Annotated in this window: 21 protein-coding genes; 5 read left to right on the top strand and 16 right to left on the bottom strand. The window is 71.3% G+C overall.

The genetic code is table 11. The features are described from left to right. Positions 1–40 precede the first annotated feature (40 nt). The 3 genes from MQP27_RS25490 to MQP27_RS25500 all read right to left on the bottom strand — a co-directional run bounded on the left by MQP27_RS25490 (position 41) and on the right by MQP27_RS25500 (position 3,106). Positions 41–1,195, bottom strand: a complete 1,155-nt coding sequence (locus MQP27_RS25490; protein WP_242767760.1) for an acyl-CoA dehydrogenase family protein — start codon at positions 1,193–1,195, stop codon at positions 41–43. A 5-nt stretch (positions 1,196–1,200) separates the two neighbouring features. Further along, positions 1,201–2,256: a 2,3-butanediol dehydrogenase gene (locus tag MQP27_RS25495; protein WP_242767761.1), complete on the bottom strand. Its 1,056-nt coding sequence runs from the start codon at positions 2,254–2,256 to the stop codon at positions 1,201–1,203. 70 nt (positions 2,257–2,326) lie between these two features. Beyond that, positions 2,327–3,106, bottom strand: a complete 780-nt coding sequence (locus tag MQP27_RS25500) for an enoyl-CoA hydratase/isomerase family protein (RefSeq protein WP_242767762.1) — start codon at positions 3,104–3,106, stop codon at positions 2,327–2,329. A 170-nt stretch (positions 3,107–3,276) separates the two neighbouring features. On the opposite strand from MQP27_RS25500, the gene MQP27_RS25505 reads away from it, so the two are divergent. Then, positions 3,277–4,809 carry an acyl-CoA synthetase gene (locus MQP27_RS25505; RefSeq protein WP_242767763.1) on the top strand — a complete coding sequence of 511 codons (1,533 nt, stop codon included), beginning with the start codon at positions 3,277–3,279 and terminating at the stop codon, positions 4,807–4,809. 3 nt (positions 4,810–4,812) lie between these two features. Next, a complete protein-coding gene (locus MQP27_RS25510) occupies positions 4,813–5,583 on the top strand; it encodes an SDR family NAD(P)-dependent oxidoreductase (protein ID WP_242767764.1) in 771 nt (256 codons plus the stop codon). 49 nt (positions 5,584–5,632) lie between these two features. Here the strand turns inward: MQP27_RS25510 and MQP27_RS25515 are convergent, their stop codons facing one another. The 4 genes from MQP27_RS25515 to MQP27_RS25530 all read right to left on the bottom strand — a co-directional run bounded on the left by MQP27_RS25515 (position 5,633) and on the right by MQP27_RS25530 (position 9,381). Further along, a complete protein-coding gene (locus tag MQP27_RS25515) occupies positions 5,633–6,433 on the bottom strand; it encodes an IclR family transcriptional regulator (protein ID WP_242767765.1) in 801 nt (266 codons plus the stop codon). Between the two features lie 142 nt (positions 6,434–6,575). Next, positions 6,576–7,592 carry a 4-hydroxy-2-oxovalerate aldolase gene (gene dmpG / locus MQP27_RS25520; protein ID WP_308289985.1) on the bottom strand — a complete coding sequence of 339 codons (1,017 nt, stop codon included), beginning with the start codon at positions 7,590–7,592 and terminating at the stop codon, positions 6,576–6,578. Further along, positions 7,589–8,551, bottom strand: coding sequence for an acetaldehyde dehydrogenase (acetylating) (locus MQP27_RS25525; protein WP_242767766.1), 963 nt, complete (start codon positions 8,549–8,551; stop codon positions 7,589–7,591). The genes dmpG and MQP27_RS25525 overlap by 4 nt, the downstream gene beginning before the upstream one ends. Beyond that, on the bottom strand, positions 8,548–9,381 hold the full coding sequence (locus MQP27_RS25530; protein ID WP_242767767.1) for a 2-keto-4-pentenoate hydratase: 834 nt from the start codon (positions 9,379–9,381) through the stop codon (positions 8,548–8,550). The genes MQP27_RS25525 and MQP27_RS25530 overlap by 4 nt, the downstream gene beginning before the upstream one ends. A gap of 270 nt (positions 9,382–9,651) precedes the next feature. Between MQP27_RS25530 and MQP27_RS25535 the strand changes: the two genes are divergently transcribed. Next, positions 9,652–11,250 (top strand): FAD-binding protein, encoded by a 1,599-nt coding sequence (locus MQP27_RS25535; RefSeq protein WP_242767768.1) that lies wholly within the window; start codon positions 9,652–9,654, stop codon positions 11,248–11,250. A 52-nt stretch (positions 11,251–11,302) separates the two neighbouring features. Here MQP27_RS25535 and MQP27_RS25540 read toward each other — a convergent pair whose 3' ends face one another. Both MQP27_RS25540 and MQP27_RS25545 read right to left on the bottom strand, forming a co-directional pair. After that, complete coding sequence (locus MQP27_RS25540; protein ID WP_242767769.1) at positions 11,303–11,860, bottom strand: TetR/AcrR family transcriptional regulator; 558 nt, start codon at positions 11,858–11,860, stop codon at positions 11,303–11,305. Positions 11,861–11,868: 8 nt separating this feature from the next. Beyond that, positions 11,869–12,729 (bottom strand): alpha/beta fold hydrolase, encoded by an 861-nt coding sequence (locus tag MQP27_RS25545; protein ID WP_242767770.1) that lies wholly within the window; start codon positions 12,727–12,729, stop codon positions 11,869–11,871. 163 nt (positions 12,730–12,892) lie between these two features. Here MQP27_RS25545 and MQP27_RS25550 point away from each other — a divergent pair, with 163 nt between their 5' ends. Continuing rightward, on the top strand, positions 12,893–13,762 hold the full coding sequence (locus MQP27_RS25550) for a VOC family protein (RefSeq protein WP_242767771.1): 870 nt from the start codon (positions 12,893–12,895) through the stop codon (positions 13,760–13,762). Positions 13,763–13,824: 62 nt separating this feature from the next. Here the strand turns inward: MQP27_RS25550 and MQP27_RS25555 are convergent, their stop codons facing one another. From MQP27_RS25555 to MQP27_RS25570, 4 genes are read right to left on the bottom strand one after another with little or no spacing between them, the layout of a single operon-like run. After that, positions 13,825–14,013 carry a ferredoxin gene (locus MQP27_RS25555; protein ID WP_242767772.1) on the bottom strand — a complete coding sequence of 63 codons (189 nt, stop codon included), beginning with the start codon at positions 14,011–14,013 and terminating at the stop codon, positions 13,825–13,827. A 15-nt stretch (positions 14,014–14,028) separates the two neighbouring features. After that, a complete protein-coding gene (locus MQP27_RS25560) occupies positions 14,029–14,841 on the bottom strand; it encodes a mycofactocin-coupled SDR family oxidoreductase (RefSeq protein WP_242767773.1) in 813 nt (270 codons plus the stop codon). A 1-nt stretch (position 14,842) separates the two neighbouring features. Next, on the bottom strand, positions 14,843–15,070 hold the full coding sequence (locus MQP27_RS25565) for a hypothetical protein (RefSeq protein ID WP_242767774.1): 228 nt from the start codon (positions 15,068–15,070) through the stop codon (positions 14,843–14,845). Continuing rightward, positions 15,067–16,212, bottom strand: a complete 1,146-nt coding sequence (locus MQP27_RS25570; RefSeq protein ID WP_242767775.1) for an amidohydrolase family protein — start codon at positions 16,210–16,212, stop codon at positions 15,067–15,069. Before MQP27_RS25570 ends, MQP27_RS25565 begins: the two co-directional genes overlap by 4 nt. 177 nt (positions 16,213–16,389) lie before the next feature. On the opposite strand from MQP27_RS25570, the gene MQP27_RS25575 reads away from it, so the two are divergent. Then, positions 16,390–17,253 (top strand): mycofactocin-coupled SDR family oxidoreductase, encoded by an 864-nt coding sequence (locus tag MQP27_RS25575; protein ID WP_242767776.1) that lies wholly within the window; start codon positions 16,390–16,392, stop codon positions 17,251–17,253. Here the strand turns inward: MQP27_RS25575 and MQP27_RS25580 are convergent. Genes MQP27_RS25580 through MQP27_RS25590 form a run of 3 tightly spaced genes read right to left on the bottom strand, consistent with a single transcriptional unit; the run spans position 17,250 to position 20,151 of the window. Continuing rightward, the gene (locus MQP27_RS25580; RefSeq protein WP_242767777.1) at positions 17,250–18,224 is read right to left on the bottom strand and encodes an NADPH:quinone oxidoreductase family protein; all 975 of its coding nucleotides are present in this window, start codon (positions 18,222–18,224) and stop codon (positions 17,250–17,252) included. The genes MQP27_RS25575 and MQP27_RS25580 overlap by 4 nt on opposite strands. Further along, positions 18,221–19,387: an acyl-CoA dehydrogenase family protein gene (locus MQP27_RS25585; RefSeq protein WP_242767778.1), complete on the bottom strand. Its 1,167-nt coding sequence runs from the start codon at positions 19,385–19,387 to the stop codon at positions 18,221–18,223. Before MQP27_RS25585 ends, MQP27_RS25580 begins: the two co-directional genes overlap by 4 nt. Further along, positions 19,384–20,151 (bottom strand): SDR family NAD(P)-dependent oxidoreductase, encoded by a 768-nt coding sequence (locus MQP27_RS25590; RefSeq protein WP_242767779.1) that lies wholly within the window; start codon positions 20,149–20,151, stop codon positions 19,384–19,386. The genes MQP27_RS25585 and MQP27_RS25590 overlap by 4 nt, the downstream gene beginning before the upstream one ends. Positions 20,152–20,160 lie beyond the last annotated feature (9 nt).

A 20,160-nucleotide genomic window follows, 5' to 3' on the forward strand; every position in this document is an offset into this window, starting at 1 on the left:
GCCGGGGGCCCGCGGTGCACACCGCGAGCCCCTGCGCCCGTCATGCCTGCTTCACCAGGGCCCGGGCGATGACGTCCCGCTGGATCTCGTTGGTGCCCTCGCCGATCTCCAGGATCTTGGCGTCGGCGTAGAACCGCGAGATCTCCGACTCCCGGACATAGCCGTAGCCGCCGTGGATCTGCACCGCCTGGGAGGCGGCCCGGTTGGCGACCTCGGAGGCGTACAGCTTGGCCATGGCGGCCTCCTTGCTGTACGACCGTCCCTGGTCGGCGAGCCAGGCGGCGCGGTAGACCATCCAGCGGGCGGCCTCGAACTCCGTGCCGATGTCGGCGATCTTGTGCGCGACCGCCTGGAACGACGAGAGCGGCCGGCCGAACTGGTGCCGTTCCGTGGCGTGTTTGACGGCGAGGGCGAGTGCGGCCTTGGCCAGCGACAGGCCGAGGGCGGCGACGCTGATGCGGCCCTTGTCGAGGACGGAGAGGAACTGGCGCAGCCCGCCGCCCTCCTCGCCGACGAGGTGGTCGTCGGAGATCCGGCAGTCGTCGAAGACCAGTTCCCGGGTGTCCATGGCGTGCCAGCCGAGCTTCTTCAGCTTGGCGCCACAGGTGTAACCGGGGGTGCCGGTCGGGACGTAGAAGGTGGCGAACCGTTTCCGTCCGTCCTCGTCCTTGCCGGTGGTGGCGAGCAGGGTGACGCCCTGGCTGATGTCGGTGCCGGCGTTGGTGATGAACATCTTGGTGCCGTTGATCACCCAACTCCCGTCCTCCCGGCGGGCGGTGGTGGTGATCCCGGCCGCGTCGGACCCGGCGCCGGGCTCGGTCAGGCCGAACGCGCCGATGGCCTCGCCACGGGCCAGCGGGGCGAGCCAGCGCTGCTTCTGCTCCTCGGTGCCGTAGGCGAGGAGCGGCAGGGTCGCGATGGTGGAGTGGGCGTTCCAGGAGGAGGCCACCGACTGGTCGGCGGCGCCGAGTTCCTCCATGACGGCCACGTAGGACACCATGTCGGAGCCCGCGCCGCCGTACTGCTCGGGCACGAGCATGCCCATCAGGCCGAGTTCGCCGAGCTTGGTGAAGACATGCGTCGGGAACTCCTCGTTCTCCGACCACTCGGCCGCGTTCGGGGTGATCTCCTTGGCCGCGAACTCCCGGACCATGTCCTGAAGGTCCCGCGTCTCCTCCGGCAGGTCGAAATCCATGTCACTTATCCCTTCGGGGTCAGCAGCACCTTCAGGTGCCTTGCGCGGTCGGCCGCCAGGTCCGCGAAGACCCCGGCTCCTTCCGAGAGCGAGAAACGTCCGGTGATCAGTGGCGAGGCGTCCAGCCGCCCGGTGCTCATCAGGTCGATCACACGGGGGATGTCGAAGTTGTAGCCGAGCGTGCCGAGCACGGAACGCTCGTAGAAGACGAGCTGCCCCATGTCGAACTCGACGCTGCCGTGGCCGACTCCGGCGAGCACGACGCGTCCGCCGCGCCGGACGGTCGCCACCGCCTGGGCGGCGAGCGCGGGGACGCCGGTCGCGTCGATGACGACGTCCGGGCCGATGCGGTTCGTCCTGAGGAACACCTCCCGGCGTACGTCGGTCTCGCGCGGGTCGAAGGCCTCGGTGACGCCGAGGTTCAGCAGCAACTCGCGGCGCCCCGCGAGGGGTTCGCTCACGTAGAGCGCGGCGGCGCCGGCGATGCGGGCCGCGAGGACCACGGCGACGCCGATCGGGCCGCCGCCGACGACGAGGACGTTGTCGCCGGGGCGGACGCCGGCCCGGGTGACGGCGTGCAGGCCGACCGCGAGGGGTTCGGCGGCGGCCGCCATCTCGTCGCTCACGTTGTCGGGGAGCCGGGTCAGGCCCGCGATCGGGACGGTGACGCGATCCGCGAAGGCGCCGGGTGAGGCGAGGCCCACGGAGCCGCTCTTGGGGCAGATGTGGTACTCGCCGCGGGTACACCAGAAGCAGAGGCCGCATCGCCAGACGGGGTCGGCGGTCACCCTGTCGCCGATCGTGATGCCGGGGACCTCGGTGCCCAACGCGACGACCGTGCCGCTCAGTTCGTGGCCGAGGGCGAGGGGCGGGGCCTCGCCGGTGAGGGGGTGCGGGCCCTCGCGGATCATGTGCGGGCCTTCGAGGAACTCGTGCAGGTCCGTGCCGCAGACTCCGCACCAGGAGACCTCGACGACTGCCTCGTGCGGTTGCGGGGTCGGGGGGTCGGGGACCTCTTCGAGTCGGAGGTCGTGTGCGGCGTGCCAGCGCAGGGCCTTCATGTTCTCCCCCTTCTGTGTCGTCGTTCGGGTGCGGGTTCGTTGTGGCTGGTCGCGCAGTTCCCCGCGCCCCTTACGGGGCGCTGCTGAAACGGGCCTTGCCCGGGCCGTGTTCCAGGAAGGACTGGATGCCCGTCGTCGCGTCTGCCGTGCCGAACACCCCTGTGAACAGGGAGCGTTCGAGGGCCAGGCCGGTGGACAGGGACGTGTCGGCGCCGTGGTCCACGGCCTCCTTGATCGCCTCCAGGGCCGCGGCCGGGCCCTCGGCCAGGCGGCGGGCGTAGCGCACGGCCGTCTCGTACACCTCTGCCGTGGGGACCACCTCGTCCACCAGGCCCAGCCGCATGGCCTCCTCGGCGCCCACCCGGCGGCCTGTCATCAGGAGGTTCTTCGCTCGTGACGGGCCGATCAGGCGGGTGAGCCGCTGGGTGCCGCCCGAGCCGGGCATGATGCCGAGCTGGACCTCCGGCTGGCCGAGGACCGCGTCGTCGGCGGCCACCCGGTAGTCGGCGGCGAGGGCCAGTTCGAGGCCGCCGCCGAGCGCGTATCCGGTGATGGCCGCGACGACCGGTACCGGGAGGCGGGCCACCTCGTCGAAGGTGCGTTGCAGCGCCCGGTTCCAGCCCCGGACCTCCTCGGGGTCCATCGCGGCCAGCGCCTTGACGTCCGCCCCGGCGGCGAACAGCCGCTCCCCGCCGTACAGCACCACCGCCCGCACCGCGGGGTCCTCCGCGAGCCTGCGCACACCGGTGGCCAGCTCGCGGCGCTGCGCGGTGTCGAAGGCGTTCATCGGCGGATGGGCGAGTCGGACCGTGACCACGGGTCCGTCGGTCTCGAGGCGGATACGAGGCAAGGGGCCCTCCTCCGGGTGGAAGCGACTCGGGGCCGCCTGGATGGTTGTCGACCAGTGGGCTCCGTCGTAAAGTGCGGCTCAATGTTTTATAGACCAAGAGGTACACTAAATCTTGGTAGCGGGCAACCGACCGGTCGGGACATTCCCGGCCGCCGAGCCGGAGAGTCGCCGTGCACAATTTTTCGAGCATCCTCGATTACCACCTGGCCCAGCGGCCCGACGCCGTGGCCGTGACGCAGGACGACCGCCGCCTGACGGTGCGCGAGCTCCATGAGCGGGTGAACCGGCTGGCCGCCGGTCTGACGGAGCTGGGCGTCGGGCGCGGCGACGTCGTGGCCCTGCTGCTGTACAACCGGCCGGAGTTCATCGAGCTGGTGTACGCGGCCAATCGCGTCGGGGCCGTGTTCCTGCCGTTGAACTACCGCCTGTCCGAGGAGGAATGGGCGTACATCCTGGACCACGCCGAGGCGAAGGCGATCGTCACCGAGCCGGAGTTCCTGCGCGCGACGGACCGCATCGCCGCCAGGGCCGCCGGCCTGGAGCACCGGATCCTGGTGGACGGAGAGGCTCCCGCGCCCGGGTGGACCGGCTACGAGGCGCTGCTGGACCGGCACCAGGCAGCGGAGGTCGCCGCCGTGGACGTCGGCCCCGACGACCTCCAGCGCCTGATGTACACCTCGGGCACCACCTCGCGGCCCAAGGGCGTGCGCATCACGTACGGGAACGTGCAGGCCAAGAACCTGGCGCACATCGTCCACTTCGGGCTGACCGCGGCCGACACCACACTGGTCTGCGGCCCGCTCTATCACGTGGGCGGCCTGGACATGCCGGCCCTCGGCGTCCTGTACGCGGGCGGCGCAGTGGTGCTCCAGCGGAAGTTCGACCCGCAGGGCGTCCTGCGGTCGATACAGGAGCACCGGGTCACCAACGCCTGGCTCGCGCCCGCCATGGTCAACGCGGTGCTGGAGGTCCCGGACCGGGAGTCCTACGACACCTCCTCGGTCCGCTTCGTCCTCGGCGGCGGCGAGAAGACCCCCGAGCCGGTGCTGCGCCGCATCATGAACGCCTTCCCCAACGCCTGGTTCGCCGACGCCTACGGGCTGACCGAGACGGTCTCCGGCGACACCTTCCTCGACCGCGAGCACGCGCTGTCCAAGCTGGGCTCGGTCGGGCGTCCGGTGCCGCACACGCGCGTGCGGATCGTCGACGACACCGGCAAGGAGCTGCCGGCGGGCGAGCTGGGCGAGATCACGCTGCGCGGCCCGAAGGTCTTCGCCGGCTACTGGCGCGACGAGAAGGCCACGGCCGCGGCCCTGCAGAACGGCTGGTTCCACACCGGGGACATCGGGCACGTCGACGAGGACGGCTTCCTCTACATCGACGACCGCAAGAAGGACATGATCGTCTCGGGCGGGGAGAACATCGCGACTCCCGAGGTGGAGCGGGTGCTGTACGAGCACCCCGCTGTCCTCGAGGCCGCGGTGGTCGGGCTGACGCATCCCCGCTGGGGCGAGGTCCCGCGCGCCTTCGTGGTGTTCCGGCCGGGCGCGGACGCCGGGCCGGACGAGCTGCGGGAGTTCTGCGCGGGACACCTCGCCAAGTTCAAGGTGCCGGTCCGCTTCGACGTCGTCGGCGAACTCCCCCGCACTCCTTCCGGCAAGGTCCTCAAGCGGACCCTGCGCGACATCCCCGTGGAGGACTGAGGCATGGCCGACGTCAACACCGAGCTGCGCCTCGACGGCCGTACCGCCTGGGTCACCGGCGCGGGCAAGGGGCTCGGGCGGGCGATCGCGGTCGCGCTGTCCCAGGCCGGAGCGGACGTGGCGGTGACCGCCCGGACCGCCGCGGACCTGGAGAGCCTGGAGGCCGAACTCGCCGGGCACGGGGGCAAGGTGCTGGTGCTGCCCGGTTCCGTGGCCGACTCGGACGTGGTGCGTACGACGGTCGAGCGGATCACCGGCGCGACCGGGCGGCTGGACGCGGTCGTCAACTGCGCCGGGATCAGCCCGCACTTCACGCGCACCGAGTTCGTCACCGACGAGGACTTCGGGCGGGTGCTCGACATCAATCTCCGGGGCACCTTCTACTGCTGCCGCGAGGCCGGGAAGGTGATGCTGGAGCAGGGGTCCGGGTCGATCGTCAACGTCTCGTCGGTGCACGCGCGCACCGGCTTCGAGCGGATCGCCGCGTACGCGGCCAGCAAGGGCGGCGTCGAGGCGCTCACCAGGGCGCTCGCCGTGGAGTGGGCCGACCGCGGGGTGCGGGTCAACTCCCTGGCACCCGGCTACTTCCGTACGGACCTCAGCTCCGGGCTGCTGGACAGCCGCTGGGGCGAGCGGATCGTGCGGAGCACTCCCCTGGGCCGGGTGGGCGACGCCGGTGAACTGGGCGGCGCCGCGGTGTTCCTGGCCTCGGACGCCTCCCGCTATGTCACGGGTACGACGGTCACGGTCGACGGGGGCTGGACCGCCCGGTGATTCCGGGACAGAGAGCCGCCCCAGGTGCCCCCTGGGGCGGCTTTCCTCGTCAGGCGATGACGTCCGGGACTTCCCGGCGGTGCGGTTCCGGTGTGCCGTAGAGGTCGTCCGCGACGGCCCGCACGGCGTTCACCACCAGCGGGGCCACGAGTTCCAGGGACGAACGGCCGTCGCCGACCACCGAGATCGCGCCGACCGGGCCCTCCGGTCCGCGCAGGGCGAGGCCGACACAGCCGAGGCCGGGGAAGCACTCCCCGCGGTCGATCGCCAGCCCGCCCCGGCGGCGCACCTGGCCCAGCTCGCGGTGCAGCTGGTCGAGCCGGCCGATGCTGTGGTGGGTCCGGCGCTCCATGCTCTGCGTGTACCGCGCGTCGATCTCCTCCGGGCTCAGCCAGGCCAGCATGGCCTTGCCGAGCCCGGTGCAGTGCGCGACCGCCCGGCCGCCGACCCGCGAGGGGATGTCGACGGCGGCCCGGCCGCCCACCTTGTCCAGGTAGTAGATCTCCGGCCCGTCGAGCACGGCCAGATGGACGACCATCCTGGTGCGGACGGCCAGATCCAGCAGATGCGGCGCGGCGGCTGCCCGCAGCGCGCTGTGCCCGATCTCCCGGCCGCCCAGCCCGAGCGCTCTGTTGCCCAGGGTGTATCCGGCCACCGTGTGCCGCAGCCAGTCGAGCCGGACCAGCTGGTCGAGGATCCGGTGCGTGGTCGACCGGGGCAGCTGGGTCCGGCGGGAGACCGTCTCAAGGGTCAGGTGGGTCTGTGGACTCTCGAAGAGGTCCATGATGAGCGTCACTCGCTCCATCATCGACGGAGGCAGCGCAACGCTCAGCTCAGGGGCAGACGTCATCGTCGGTGCCTCTCTGCTCAACCTGAAATCAATTCTGGTCCGGCGCCGGCGTCAAGGTATCAATGACGCCGACCGCAGAGAAAGAGCCGTGCACCGATTAATTGGGGCGACCGGTCTATTAATTGTCGGGGGCAATCCCGCGTCAGCCCCGTGTCGTCAGGTCCAGGGCGATGTCCACGATCATGTCCTCCTGGCCACCGACCAGGCCGCGCCTGCCGACCTCCTCCAGGATGGTGCGGGCGTCGAGGCCGTACTGCTCGGCCGCGGTCTCGGCGTGCCGCAGGAAGCTGGAGTAGGCGCCCGCGTAGCCGAGCGTGAGGGTCTCGCGGTCCACGCGCACCGGGCGGTCCTGCAGCGGCCGTACCAGGTCCTCGGCGGCGTCCTGGAGGGCGTACAGGTCGCAGTCGTGCTTCCAGCCGTGCAGGTTGGCGACGGCGACGAAGGGCTCGATCGGGCAGTTGCCCGCGCCCGCGCCCTGTCCGGCGAGGGAGGCGTCGACCCGGGTGACCCCTTCCTCCACGGCGACCACGGAGTTGGCGACGGAGAGGGAGAGGTTCTCGTGGGCGTGGATGCCGATCTGGGTGCCGGGGTCGAGGACGTCCCGGTAGGCGCGGATGCGGTCGCGGACGCCGTCCATGGTGAGCCGGCCGCCGGAGTCGGTGACGTACACGCAGTGGGCACCGTACGACTCCATCAACCTGGCCTGTCCGGCGAGGACTTCGGGGGACGCCATGTGGGCCATCATCAGGAAGCCCGAGACGTCCATGCCGAGTTCGCGGGCGGTGGAGATGTGCTGGGCGGCGACGTCGGCCTCGGTGCAGTGGGTGGCGATGCGCACCGAGCGGACGCCCATGGCGTAGGCCCGCTTCAGTTCCACGATGGTGCCGATGCCGGGAAGCAGCAGGGAGGTGAGGACCGCGCGGTCGATGGCGTCGGCGGCCGCCTCGATCCACTCCCAGTCGGTGTTGCTGCCGGGCCCGTAGTTGAGGCTGCCGCCGGCCAGTCCGTCGCCGTGCGCGACCTCGATGGCGTCGACGCCCGCCCGGTCGAGCGCGGCGGAGATCCTCGCCACGAACTCCGGGGTGATCCGGTGCCGGATGGCGTGCATGCCGTCCCGGAGGGTGACGTCCTGCACGTAGAGCCTGGGGGTCTCGGTCACTTGGTCACCTCGGTGGTCTCGCGCCCGGCGATGCGCTCGGCGACGCGCAGGGCGGCCGAGGTCATGATGTCGAGGTTGCCGGCGTAGGCGGGCAGGTAGTGGGCGGCGCCCTCGACCTCCAGGAAGACCGACACCTTGGTGGTCGGCTTCTCCTCGACGCCGTCGGGCAGCAGTGTGTGGACCGGGTCGCCGGCCGGCACCGGGGTGAACTGGACCTCCTGCTTGAGCCGGTAGCCGGGCACGTACTCGGCGACCGCGGCCACCATCTCCTCGACGGAGGCCCGGACCGCGTCGTGGTCGGCGTCGCCGATCAGGCAGTACACCGTGTCCCGCATGATCAGCGGCGGTTCGGCCGGGTTGAGGACGATGATCGCCTTGCCCCGGCGGGCGCCGCCCACCTTCTCGATGGCGCCGGAGGTGGTCTCGGTGAACTCGTCGATGTTGGCCCGGGTGCCGGGTCCGGCCGACTTCGAGGCGATGGACGCGACGATCTCGGCGTAGGGCACCGGGGTGATCCGGCTGACCGCGTGCACGATCGGGATGGTCGCCTGGCCGCCGCAGGTGACCATGTTGAAGTTGTCGACAGCGTTGTCCCCGCCCGACAGGTGCTCGTCGAGGTTGACCGGCGGCACCACGTAGGGGCCGATGGCCGCCGGGGTGAGGTCCACGAGCCGCTTGCCGTACGGGGCGAGCTTCTTGGCGTTCTCGACATGGGCCTTGGCGGAGGTGGCGTCGAAGACGATGCCGATGTCGTCGAAGCCGTCCATGCGGATCAGGCCGTCGACGCCCTCGTGGGTGGTGGGGACCTTGAGGCGGGCGGCGCGCGACAGGCCGTCCGAGTCCGGGTCGATGCCCACCATCGCGGCCATCTCCAGGGTCTCGGACAGGCGCAGGACCTTGATCATCAGGTCGGTGCCGATGTTGCCGGAGCCGATTACGGCCACCTTGGTCTTCGTCATCCTTTGTGTTCCTCGGGTGAGAAGGTCGCGGTCACCGAACCCAGGGCCGACATCTCGGCCCGTACGGTGATGCCTGGCGGGGTGGGGACGAGCGGGCCGAGGGCGCCGGAGAGCACGATCTGCCCGGCGCGCAGCGGGTCGCCGAACTCGCGGGCGGTGCGGGCCAGCCAGAGCAGCGCCGCAAGGGGGTCGCCGAGGCAGGCGGCGCCGTCGCCCTCGGAGGCGAGCTCCCCGTCGGCGTACAGCCGCATGGTCACGTCCTTCGGCTCGAACTCGTCGATGCCGAGGGGCTGTCGGCCCAGGACGAACAGACCGCTTGAGGCGTTGTCGGCGACCGTGTCGGTGATCGCGATGTCCCAGTCGGCGACCCTGCTGTCCACGATCTCCAGCGCGGCCACGGCGTGTCCGACCGCAGCCCGGACCCGGTCGACGTCGAGGTCGCCCTCGTCGAGGTCCTCGGCGAGGACGAACGCGATCTCCGCCTCGACCCTGGGCTGGAGCAGCCGGTCGCTCGGGACGGCCGGGAGTCCGGTGACGTCCATGTCGTCGAGCAGGACGCCGAAGTCGGGCCGTTCGACGCCCACTTGGCGCTGCACCGACTCGGACGTCAGCCCGATCTTGCGGCCGACGACCCGTGCCCCGGCGGCGATCCGCTCGCCGACGACGCGCCGCTGGACGGCGTACGCGAGGCTGATGTCCTTCGCTCCCAGCAGGTCCCGTACGGGCGTGCAGGGCTTGTGGTCGCGGGCCGCGCGGGTGAGTCGTACGGCCGCTTCCGCAACGGCGGTCTCACGGTCCGCGACGGCCGCCGGTTCCCAGAGGTCTGTCATCGCCATCCTCAACTCGTGCCGGCCTTCAGCCTGTGCCGCGGAGCCCGAGGGGAGCCCCGGACGTTCCGCTCACCGGGACTGCCGGGCCGGGTCTCGCTGAGCGAGATGGCTCGACGGCGGGCTTCCGCGGCCTCGTTACCGTCGTCCGGCGAACTGCCGAACGGCCGGTGGCGGCATGCCACAGAGCGCCCCGCGACCTCCGACCGCAGGCGCGTTCCGCAGCGGTCCCCACCCCCCACGCAGAACGTCGGCACTCATGAGGAGGTTCGGATGAGCATCAACGAGGATGCCTACGACGTGGTCGTCGTGGGGTCGGGCGGAGGCCTGGTCGGTGCGTACGTCGCCGCGTCGCGCGGACTGCGTACGCTCGTCGTCGAGAAGGCCGACCGGGTGGGCGGCACCATGGCCTACTCCGGCGCCGGTATCTGGTACCCCGGTTCCGCCCCGCTGGCCCGCGCGGGCCTCGCGGACGACGTCGAGGCCGTCCGGGCCTATCTGCGCGAGATCGTCGCCGACCCCTCGCGGGAGGCGCGGCAGGACGCCTATCTGGCGGCCGGGCCCCGGCTGATCGACGAGCTGGAGCAGAACCCCTGGTTCCAGTCGTTCGTGCACGGTCCGGTGCCGGACTACTTCGGCTGGGTCGACGGGGCCTCGCCCACCGGGCACACCATCTTCCCGCCGCCGCTCGAACTGGCGGAGATCGGGGAACACGCCGGCATCGTCCGCAGGTCGATCCCGACCGAGCGGTTCGGCTTCGACGAGGGCCCGGTCGTCTCCGGCGGGCGCGCGCTGGTCGGCCGTGCCCTGGCCGCGTTCCTGGAGACGGGCAACGGCACACTGCTGCTGAACACCGCGCTCACCGACCTGATCGTCGAGGACGGCAGGGTCGTCGGGATCGAGGCCGTCCACGACGGGGAGCCGGTCTCGTTCCGGGCCGCACGGGGTGTGCTGCTGGCAGCCGGCGGCTTCGAGCGCGATCGTGAGCTGCGCGAGAAGAACCAGGCGCCGCTCACCGGTGAGTGGTCCAACGGCGTCCACACCAACACGGGCGACGCGCTGCGGGCGGGCATCGCCGCGGGCGCGGACACCGACCTGCTCGACGAGGCCTGGTTCGTGGCGGGACTGATCCAGCCCGACGGGCTGCCGATCTTCCACACCGGCACCCGGGGCGGCATCTGGGTCAACGCGGCGGGCGAGCGCTTCGTCAACGAGAGCCGGCCCTACGACCAGGTCGGGCACGAGATCATGCGCCTGCACCACAGCACGGGCGTCAGTCACATCCCGGCGTACTGGATCTTCGACCAGCGGCAGCTGGACCGCGACAGCTTCGGCGGCCCGCCGGACGAGCCGCTGCGCCCGGAATGGCTGGAGTCCGGCGCGCTGCGCAGGGCCGACACCCTGGAGGAGCTGGCGAAGCTGATCGACGTGCCGTTCGACGCGCTGAGCCGCACCGTCGAGGAGTTCAACGGCTACGCGGCGACCGGTGTGGACGAGAAGTTCGACCGGGGTACGAGCGTGTGGGACCAGATGTTCCACCACATCGTCCCGTTCGCGGCCGACCCCCGGCAGAACTTCCCGGCGGCGCCCGAGACCGAGTACCCCAACCCGCTGGTGGTGCCGATCTCCACGCCGCCCTTCTACGTGGCGACCATCGTGCCGTCCGACATCGGCACCAAGGGCGGCCTGAGGACCGACGAGCATGCGCGCGTGCTGCGGCCGGACGGCAGTCCGATCGAGGGGCTGTACGCGAGCGGGAACACCATGGCCGCGATGTCGGGGCGGGTCTACCCGGGTGCGGGGACCCCGATCGGGTCCAGCGTCGCCTTCGCCTACCTCGCCGTGCTGGACATGGCCGGGGCGACGGACTGAGCTCACACCGGTGCCCGGGACACCGCGGGTGTCCCGGGCGCCTTTCGCGTGTTCAGACCGCGGCGATCAGCCGCGCGGCCAGCCGCAGGTCCGCCTCGCCCCGCTCGGGGGTGATCTCCTTGGTCAGCATGCCCACGAACAGGCCCCACCAGGTGTAGACGAGCAGCCGTACCCGGCTGCGGGCGTCCGCACGGTCGCCGAGAAGCCGCAACAGGCGTTGTCCCAGCGGTCGTTCGATGATGTCGATCGGGGTGGGGACGGCGCTCGCGTACTCCGTGAACGACGCCAGCGCCACCGCCGAGGCCAGCTGCCGGTTGCCGAGCAGCTTGCCGCTGAGGGCGACGAGGGTGTCCCCGATGTCGGCGGCGAGGGTGCACTCGCCGTCCCCGAGGAACTGCTCGATGTGCCACTCCATGACGGCCAGGAACAGGAAGGGCTTGGACGGGAAGTAGCGGTACAGGGTGGCGATCGCGACGCCCGCCTCCTTGGCGACGTCCTGCATCTGCACGCCGGCCAGCCCCTCGCGGGAGCCGAGGTCGGAGGCGGCGCGCAGGATGCGGACGCGACGGGCGGCCTGGCGGGCGGAGGTGGGGGCGGCGGGCGGACGCACGGGCGCCCTCAGGAGGCGTCCGGGCGGGTCAGGAAGGCCAGGACCGCGCTCTCCCAGGCCTGCTTCTGCTCGATCATCGCCCAGTGCCCGCAGTCCGGCAGCACATGCAGTTCGGCCTTGGGGATGGTGCGCATCGGCAGCAGCGCGTTCTCCAGCGGGGTGACCCGGTCGTCCCGGCCCCAGGTCAGCAGGGTGGGTGCGGTGATCTTGTGGAGTGCGGCCCAGACGGGCTGGTCGGACTGGGACTGGGCGGCCTGCATCGCGGCCATCGCCTGGCGGCCGTAGATCCGCCGGGACGCCTCCAGCGTGGCCGGCTCGGTGGCGCTCGCCCAGCGCTCCTCGATCAGCTCCTCGGTGAGCAGGGCCGGGTCGTGGACCATCGAGCGCAGCCACTGCACGAGGTTGTCGCGGGTGGGGTTCTCGGCGAACTCCACCAGCAGGTTGAGGCCTTCGCTGGGGCCCGGAGACAGGATGTTGCGGCCGACGCCGCCGATGGTGACCACACGCCGGAACAGGTCCTTGTGGGCGACCGCGAGTCCGGTGGCGATGAACCCGCCCATGGAGTTGCCGATGACGTCGACGCGGTCGAGGCCGAGGCCGTCGAGGAAGCGCAGTACGGCCTTGGGTCCTGCCGCCATGGGGTTCTCGGCGGTCGGATCGCTCACGCCGAAGCCAGGGAACTCCAGCGCCAGGCAGCGGAAGTGCTCGGCCAGCACGGGAAGGTTGTACCGGTAGTTGCGCCAGCCGGTCACACCCGGGCCCGAACCGTGCAGCAGGAGCAGCGGGGGTCCGTCGCCGGCCTCGTGGTAGCGCAGGGTGCCTTCGTCGGTGGGGAGTTCGCGCAGGGTGTCGTCGTAGCTGAGTGTCATGACGGTCACCGTCGCACCGGCGCGACCGGCGTCGCCGTACGTCTCCCGATCAGTGGGACGCTCCCGGCGGCGGGCGGGCCGGGCTGTCTAGCGTCGCGGACGTACCGATACCCGGGGCCCGACGGGCCGCCCGGGAGCTGACCGACTGTGAGGGGAGGGCCTGATGGGTGTTCGCTCACTCGGGTACCTGCGTCTGGAGTCCAACGACCTGGACAAGTGGCGGGAGTTCGGAGCCGACTTCCTCGGCCTGATGCCCGTCGAGAGCGACTCCGGGTCGCTCGTCTTCCGGATGGACGACCACCCGAACCGGATCGTGGTCTCGCCGGGCGCCCAGCCCGGGATGACGGCACTGGGCTTCGAGGTGCTCGACGAGCGGGAGCTGGCGAAGCTGGTCGCGGACGTCGAGAAGGCCGGGATCAAGGTGACGGCCGGCACCGAGGCGGAGGCGGCGGAGCGGAAGGTCACCGGCTTCGTCAAGTTCAACGACCCGGGCGGCAACCCGGTGGAGCTGTTCTACGGCCGCACCCTCGACCACGTGCCGGTGCACACCCCGCTGGTCTCGGAGTTCGTCACGGGTGACATGGGCTTCGGGCACGCCATCATCTCCGCCGAGGACGCGCGCACCACGTTCGACTTCTACGTCAACGTCCTGGGCTTCATCGAGCGCAACACCATGCGCTCGCCGGGCGGCACGACCTGGTTCATGGGCTGCAACCCGCGCCACCACACGCTCGGCGTCACGCCGATGCCGGGTCCCGGGCGGCTGCTGCACTTCATGGTCGAGGCGGCGACCCTGGACGACGTGGGGCGCGCCCTGGACCGGGCCGCCAAGTACGAGGTGCCGATGATGCACTCGCTGGGCAAGCACACCAACGACCACATGGTGTCGTTCTACGTGTGGTCGCCGGAGAACTACGCCGTCGAGTTCGGCTGGAACGGCCTGAAGGTGCCGGAGCCCGTGCCCGTCTACGAGATCACGGACGGCGCGTTCTGGGGCCACCACTTCACGCCGCCGCCGCAGCCGGCCGGCTGACCGGCGTCGTGACATGCGTGAGCCCCACGGCCAGGGACCGTGGGGCTCACTCGTACGCGTACTCACTCGACGGTGATCGCCCGCTCCGGGCAGGCCGACTCACCGTCGTACGCGGCCTGTCGGAGCTCTGCCGGGACCTCCCCCTCGATGGGCAGGGCGTATCCGTCCTCGTCCAGGCGGAAGAGCCCCGGTGCCGCCGCCGCGCACCGGGCGTGCCCCGAGCAGGACGACGTGTCGATGGTGACCTTCATTCAACCCACTCCGATCTACGGCTTGTTGGTCGAACCCGCGTCGACGGTGAACTGCAGTCCGGTGACGTACCTGGCCTCGTCCGAGGCGAGGAACAGCACCGCGTTCGACACGTCACGCGGCTCGACGTACGGGGCCAGGGGGTTCATCGCGACGAGCCCGAACAGCGGCTCCCGGGCCGCGAGTTCCTCGATCGGCACGCCGACCGTGATGCCCGTGTCGCTGACGCCCGTGGGATGGACGGTGTTCACCCGTATGCGGTGCAGGGCGAGTTCGTTGGACAGGGCCTTCATCAGGCCCACCACCCCGTGTTTGGCGGCCACGTAGTGGGCGTAGGGCACATGGCCGCGGATGCCGGCGGCCGAGCTGGTGATGACGATCGAGCCGCCCTCCCCCTGCTCGATCATCCAGGGGGCCGCGGCACGCACCGTGTTCCAGGGGCCCTTGAGGTTGACGTCGATGTTGACGTCCCAGGCCTCCTCGGACAGCTCCCAGGCCGCCCCGATGCTCATGACACCGGCGTTGGCGACGAGGGTGTCGAGCCGCCCGAACTCCGCGCGCGCCGCGTCGACCGCGCCGCGCATCTCCTCGATCGACCGGACGTCGGCCTGTACGGCGACACACCCGCGGCCGGTCGCCCGGACCAACTCGGCGGTCTCCTCCAGTTGTTCCTTCGTCCCGAGCGAGTACGGCAGCTCGTCACTGATGTCGTGGCACACGTCCGTGACGACGACGTCCGCCCCCTCCTCGGCCAGCCGCACGGCATGGGACCTGCCCTGCCCTCGCGCCGCCCCCGTGACGAGCGCGACCTTGCCATCGACGCGCCCCATGTCAGCCCCCGTTCCCCTGCGCGTGGTCGATCAGATCCTCGGCGGCCTCCCGCAGCGCGCGCAGCCGGGACTCCAGGAGTTCCCGCTCGGCCGCGTCGGACTCACCGAGCCCGGCCAGTCGTACGTCCGTGTCGGCGATCTCGGCCAGGAGCCGCCCGTGGGCCTCCTCGCGGGTGAGCAGGTCCAGGTCGGTCCAGTCGGAGCGCTCGGACTCCGGGCGGCGGCTCATGCGGGGAGGTTGTAGATCCGGCGGGTGTTCAACTCCACGATCTTGTGCACCTCTTCGTCGGGTACGTCGGCCAGGACCTCGGCCGCGTAGGCGCGGGACTTGGGCCAGTAGGAGTCGGAGTGGGGGTAGTCGCACTCCCAGGTGATCTTGTCGATGCCGACGTGGTGGCGGACCTCCACGCCGAACCGGTCGTCGATGAAGCAGCCGTGGAAGTGCCTGTGGAACAGCTCGGAGGGCCGCACGCTCTGGTTGACGTTCTGGTAGAAGCGGTGCCGCTCCCACGTGCCGTCGGCACGCTCCAGCAGGTACGGGATCCAGCCGATGCCGCCCTCGGACAGGCCGATCTTCAGCTTGGGGTGCTTGTGCAGCACCGGGGAGAAGAGCAGGTCGCCCGTGGCGTACATGGCGTTGCAGCCGAACAGGGTGATGGTCACGGCGAAGGGGGCCTCGGGGGCCGTCTTCGGGGCCTGGCCCGAGGTGCCGAAGTGCAGGCTCAGGGGGAGGTCGGTCTCCTCCAGGGCCGTGAAGAACGGGTCCCAGTAGTCCGTGTGGAAGGACGGAAGGCCGCGCGGGGACGGGTTCTCCGGGAAGGAGATCGCCTTGGCCCCCTTGGCGGCGACACGGTGCACCTCCGCGACACAGAGGTCCACGTCCCACATCGGCATGATGGCCAGCGGGATGAGCCGCCCGGGCGCGGTGGCGCACCACTCGTCGAGGACGAAGTCGTTCCACGCCTGCACGCACAGCAGGGCCAGTTCGCGGTCCTTGCCGTCCAGGAAGACATGGCCGGAGAACCCCGGGAAGGACGGGAAGCACAGGGCGCCCCACACCCCGTCGAGGTCCATGTCGCGGATGCGGGCCTTGGGGTCGTAGCAGCCCGGGATCATCTCGTCGTAGCGGGTGGGTTCGAGGCCGAACTCCTCGGGGCTCTTGCCCGCGACGGCGTTGAGGCCGATGTAGGGGTAGATCCGGTCCTCGTACACCCACACCTCGGCGGGTGCCCTTCCCTCGCCCCGCGCCTGCTCGACGATCCGCGGGCCCGCCTCCCGGTACCTCGCGGGCAGACGGTCCGACCACAGTCGTGGGGGTTCGATCAGATGGTCGTCGGTCGACAGCAACTTCATCCACGGCTGCAACGGCATCCTTGCGCTCCCTCGGTCTCGGGGACTCTCTAGCAGCGGGCGCATTGTGTGCACTGAACTGGTCCCACTCAGCGGAAACGAACACCGAAGTCCCGCCTCTGTTCGGCGATCATCGGAGTCGCCAGGCTCACTGCGCCGTTATTCAGGCTACTCTTTTATTCGACGGAAGGAGACCCCATGGGTCGAGTGCAGGACAAGGTCGTCTTCATCACCGGGGCCGCGCGCGGCCAGGGCCGGGCCCATGCGGTCCGGCTCGCCTCCGAGGGTGCCGACATCATCGCGGTGGACCTGTGCGCGGACATCCCCACCAACGGCTATCCCCTGGCCACCGAGGACGACCTCGACGAGACGGTCCGGGAGGTCGAGAAGCTCGGCCGGCGGATCGTCGCCCGCACGGCGGACGTACGGGACCCCGCCGCGCTCAAGGCGGCCGTCGCCGAGGGAGTCGCCGAGCTGGGGCGGCTGGACGCCGTCGTCGCCCAGGCCGGGATCGCGCCGCTGGGCCCCCAGCAGACCGCGCAGGCCTTCATCGACGCCATCACGGTCGACTTCAACGGGGTGGTGCACGCCGTCGAGGCGGCCCTGCCGCATCTGCCCGACGGCGCCTCGATCGTCGCGACGGGCTCGATCGCCGCGCTGATCCCGGCCAGCGTCGACAATCCGGCCAACGGGCCCGGCGGACTCGGCTACTCCTTCGCCAAGCGCCAGGTCGCGTCCTTCGTGCACGACCTGGCGACGGTCCTGACGTCCCGGAGGATCCGGGTCAACGCGCTGCACCCGACGAACGTCAACACCGACATGCTCAACAGCGACCTGATGTACCGGTCCTTCCGTCCGGACCTGGAGAACCCGACCCGCGAGGACGCACTGCCGTCCTTCCCGGCGACGACCGGGTTCGGCATCCCCTACGTCGAGCCGGAGAACGTCGCCGACATGGTGCTGTTCCTGGTGTCGGACGAGTCGAAGTACGTCACCGGCATGCAGATGCGCGTGGACGCCGGGGGCTATGTCAAGAAGCGCCCCCAACTGCCCACGTTCTAGCGCATCTCGATGACCACCTTGCCCGTGGTGCGCCGCTCGGCCACGTCGGTCAGGGCGGCCGCCACCTCGGCCAGGGGGTGGACGCGGGAGACGAGCGGGCGCATTCCGTCCCGGACCATCCGGGCGAGCGCCCGGTCGCCGGCGGCCACCGCGTCGGGGGCGTACTGGCGCAGCATGCGGATCTCGAAGCCCCGTACGACCGCGTCCTTGAGCAGGACGAGGTTCAGCGGGATCCGGGGGATCTTCCCGTCGGCGTATCCGACCGTGACGAACCGGCCGCCCCGGCGCAGCGCGCGCAGGGCGGCCTCCGCGTGGTCGCCGCCGACCGGGTCGATCACGAGGTGGGCGCCTTCGCCGCCGGTGAGTTCGCGGACACGGGTCTTGAGGTCCTCGTGGACGTAGTCGACCCCGGCCTCGGCGCCCAGCTTGCGGGCGACAGCGAGCCGCTCCGCGCTGGAGGCGGCCGCGACGACGCGCATCCCGAGCCGGGTCGCGATGTCGACGGTCGCGCTGCCGACCCCGCCCGCCGCCCCGAGCACGGCCGTCCACTCCCCCGCCGTGCCCTGGCCGACGGTGACCAGGGAGTGGTAGGCGGTCGCGTACGTCACGTGGAACGCGGCGGCGTGGACCATGTCGAGTCCGTCGGGGACGGGACGCAGGCCGGCGACGGGGACCACGACCCGCTCGGCGAAGGCGCCGGTCAGCACGGCCCCGGCGACGGGCGTACCGACCGCGGGTCCGGCGACGTCCGGGCCGAGTGCCTCCACGACCCCGGCGAACTCGCTGCCGGGGGTGAACGGCAGGGGTGCGGGGACCTGGTAGCGGTTCGAGATGAGCAGCACGTCCGGGAAGTTGACGGCCGCGGCGTGCACGCGGACCAGGACCTCGCCGGGGCCGGGTGCGGGGTCGTCGAGCTCGGCCACCTCCAGGCCGTCCGGAGGTCCGTACCGCGTACAGCGTGCTGCTCTCATCGCGCCCTTCCCGTGGTCGGCATCGCCGGGTCCCGGGGCAGGCCCAGTACCTGTTCGGCGATGGTGTTGCGCTGGATCTCGGCGGTGCCCGCGCCGATGGTGGAGGCCCGGGTGCGCAGGAAGCCCCACACCCAGCGGCCGCGCTGCACCGCATGGGGGTCGCGCCGGCCGAGGATGCCGTACGGGCCCAGCAACTCCAGGGCGAACTCGTGCAGTTCCTGCTCGAAGGTCACGATGAACAGGCGCGAGGTCGAGGAGGCCGGACCGGGTTCGCCCTTCGCCATGATGTCGGCGATGGTGCGCATCCCGGTGAGCCGCATGATCGTCACGCGGATCTCGAAGTCCGCGAGCCGGTCGCGCACCAGGGGGTCGACGGTGGCGCCGCGTTCGTGCGCCAGCTCGATGAGTTCGTCGAGGACGCGCCGGTACAGGGCGGCCTGGTTCATCGCTCCGGCGGCGCGTTCGTGGCCGAGGCTGGTGCGGACGAGGGGCCAGCCGCCGTTCTCCTCGCCGATCCGGTCGGCGACCGGGACCCGGACGTCGTCGAAGAAGATCTCGCAGAAGTGGGCGTCGCCGGTCAGGTCGCGCAGCGGGCGCACGGTGATGCCCGGGGCGTGCGCGTCGATCAGGAGGTAACTGATGCCGTCCTGGCGGGAGTCGGGCGGTCCGGTGCGCACGAGGGTGAAGAGGATGTCGGCGATGTCGGCCGAACTGTTCCACACCTTCTGCCCGTTGACGACGTACTCCGAGCCCTCGCGGCGCGCGGTCGTGCGCAGCGCGGGCAGGTCCGAGCCCGCTTCCGGTTCGGAGTAGCCCTGCGCCCAGACCGTGTCGCCGCGCAGCATCGGGCGCAGGAAGCGCTCCTTCTGCTCGGGCGTCCCGTACTTGATGATCGTGGGCGCCGCGATGCCGAGCCCGGTGCCGAGCGGGCCCGGGACCCTGGCTCGCGCGTACTCCTCCTGGTAGACGACCTGACGGGCGAACGGCAGGTCCATGCCGCCGTACTCGCGCGGCCAGCTCGGCCCCGCGTACCCGGCGTCGTACAGCGTGGCGAGCCACTTCTTCTGCCATACGAGGCGTTCCGCGGGGTCCTTGGGGCGGCGGCCGGGGTGATGCTGCGTCAGGAAGGCGCGCAGCTCGGCCCGGAACTCGTCGTCGTTCATCGTGGGGCCATGCGGATGGCGCCGTCGAGCCGGACGGTCTGGCCGTTGAGGTAGGGGTTCTCCAGCATCTCGACGGCGAGCCGCGCGAAGTCGTCGGGGTCGCCGAGGCGCTTGGGGTGGGGCACGGAGGCGGCGAGTCCGTCGCGGATGTCCTCGCGCAGGCGGCCCAGCATGGGGGTGTCCATGATGCCGGGGGCGATGGTGTTGACGCGGATCTGCCAGCTGGCCAGGTCACGGGCGGCGACGAGGGTCATGCCGTGCACGCCCGCCTTGGCGGCGGTGTAGGAGGTCTGGCCGATCTGGCCGTCGAAGGCGGCGACGGAGGCGGTGAGGACCACGGCTCCACGGTCGCCGTCGACGACGTCGTTGCCGGAGAGCCGGGCGGCGGACAGGCGCAGCACGTTGTACGTGCCGACGAGGTTGACGCGTATGACCTCGGCGAAGGTGTCGAGGCCGCCGGGGGTGCGGTCGCGGTCGATGATGCGGGTGCGGTCGCCGCCGCGCCCCGCGCAGTGCACCACGAAACGCAGCGGGCCGAGGTCCTCGGCGGCGTCGAGGGCGGCGTCGACCGAGGCCTCGTCGGTGACGTCGGCGCGGACGAAGCGGGCGTCGCCGCCGAGGTCGGCGACCGCCTTGACGCCCTGCTCCTCGGAGATGTCGGCCAGCACGACCCGGCCGCCGCGGTCGAGGATGCGGCGCGCGGTGGCCAGGCCCAGGCCGGAGGCGCCTCCCGTGACCAGCGCCGACGAACCGTCGATGTTCACATCAAACTC

This window comes from Streptomyces cylindrosporus (genome assembly GCF_022698165.1).
GTDB lineage: Bacteria > Actinomycetota > Actinomycetes > Streptomycetales > Streptomycetaceae > Streptomyces > Streptomyces cylindrosporus.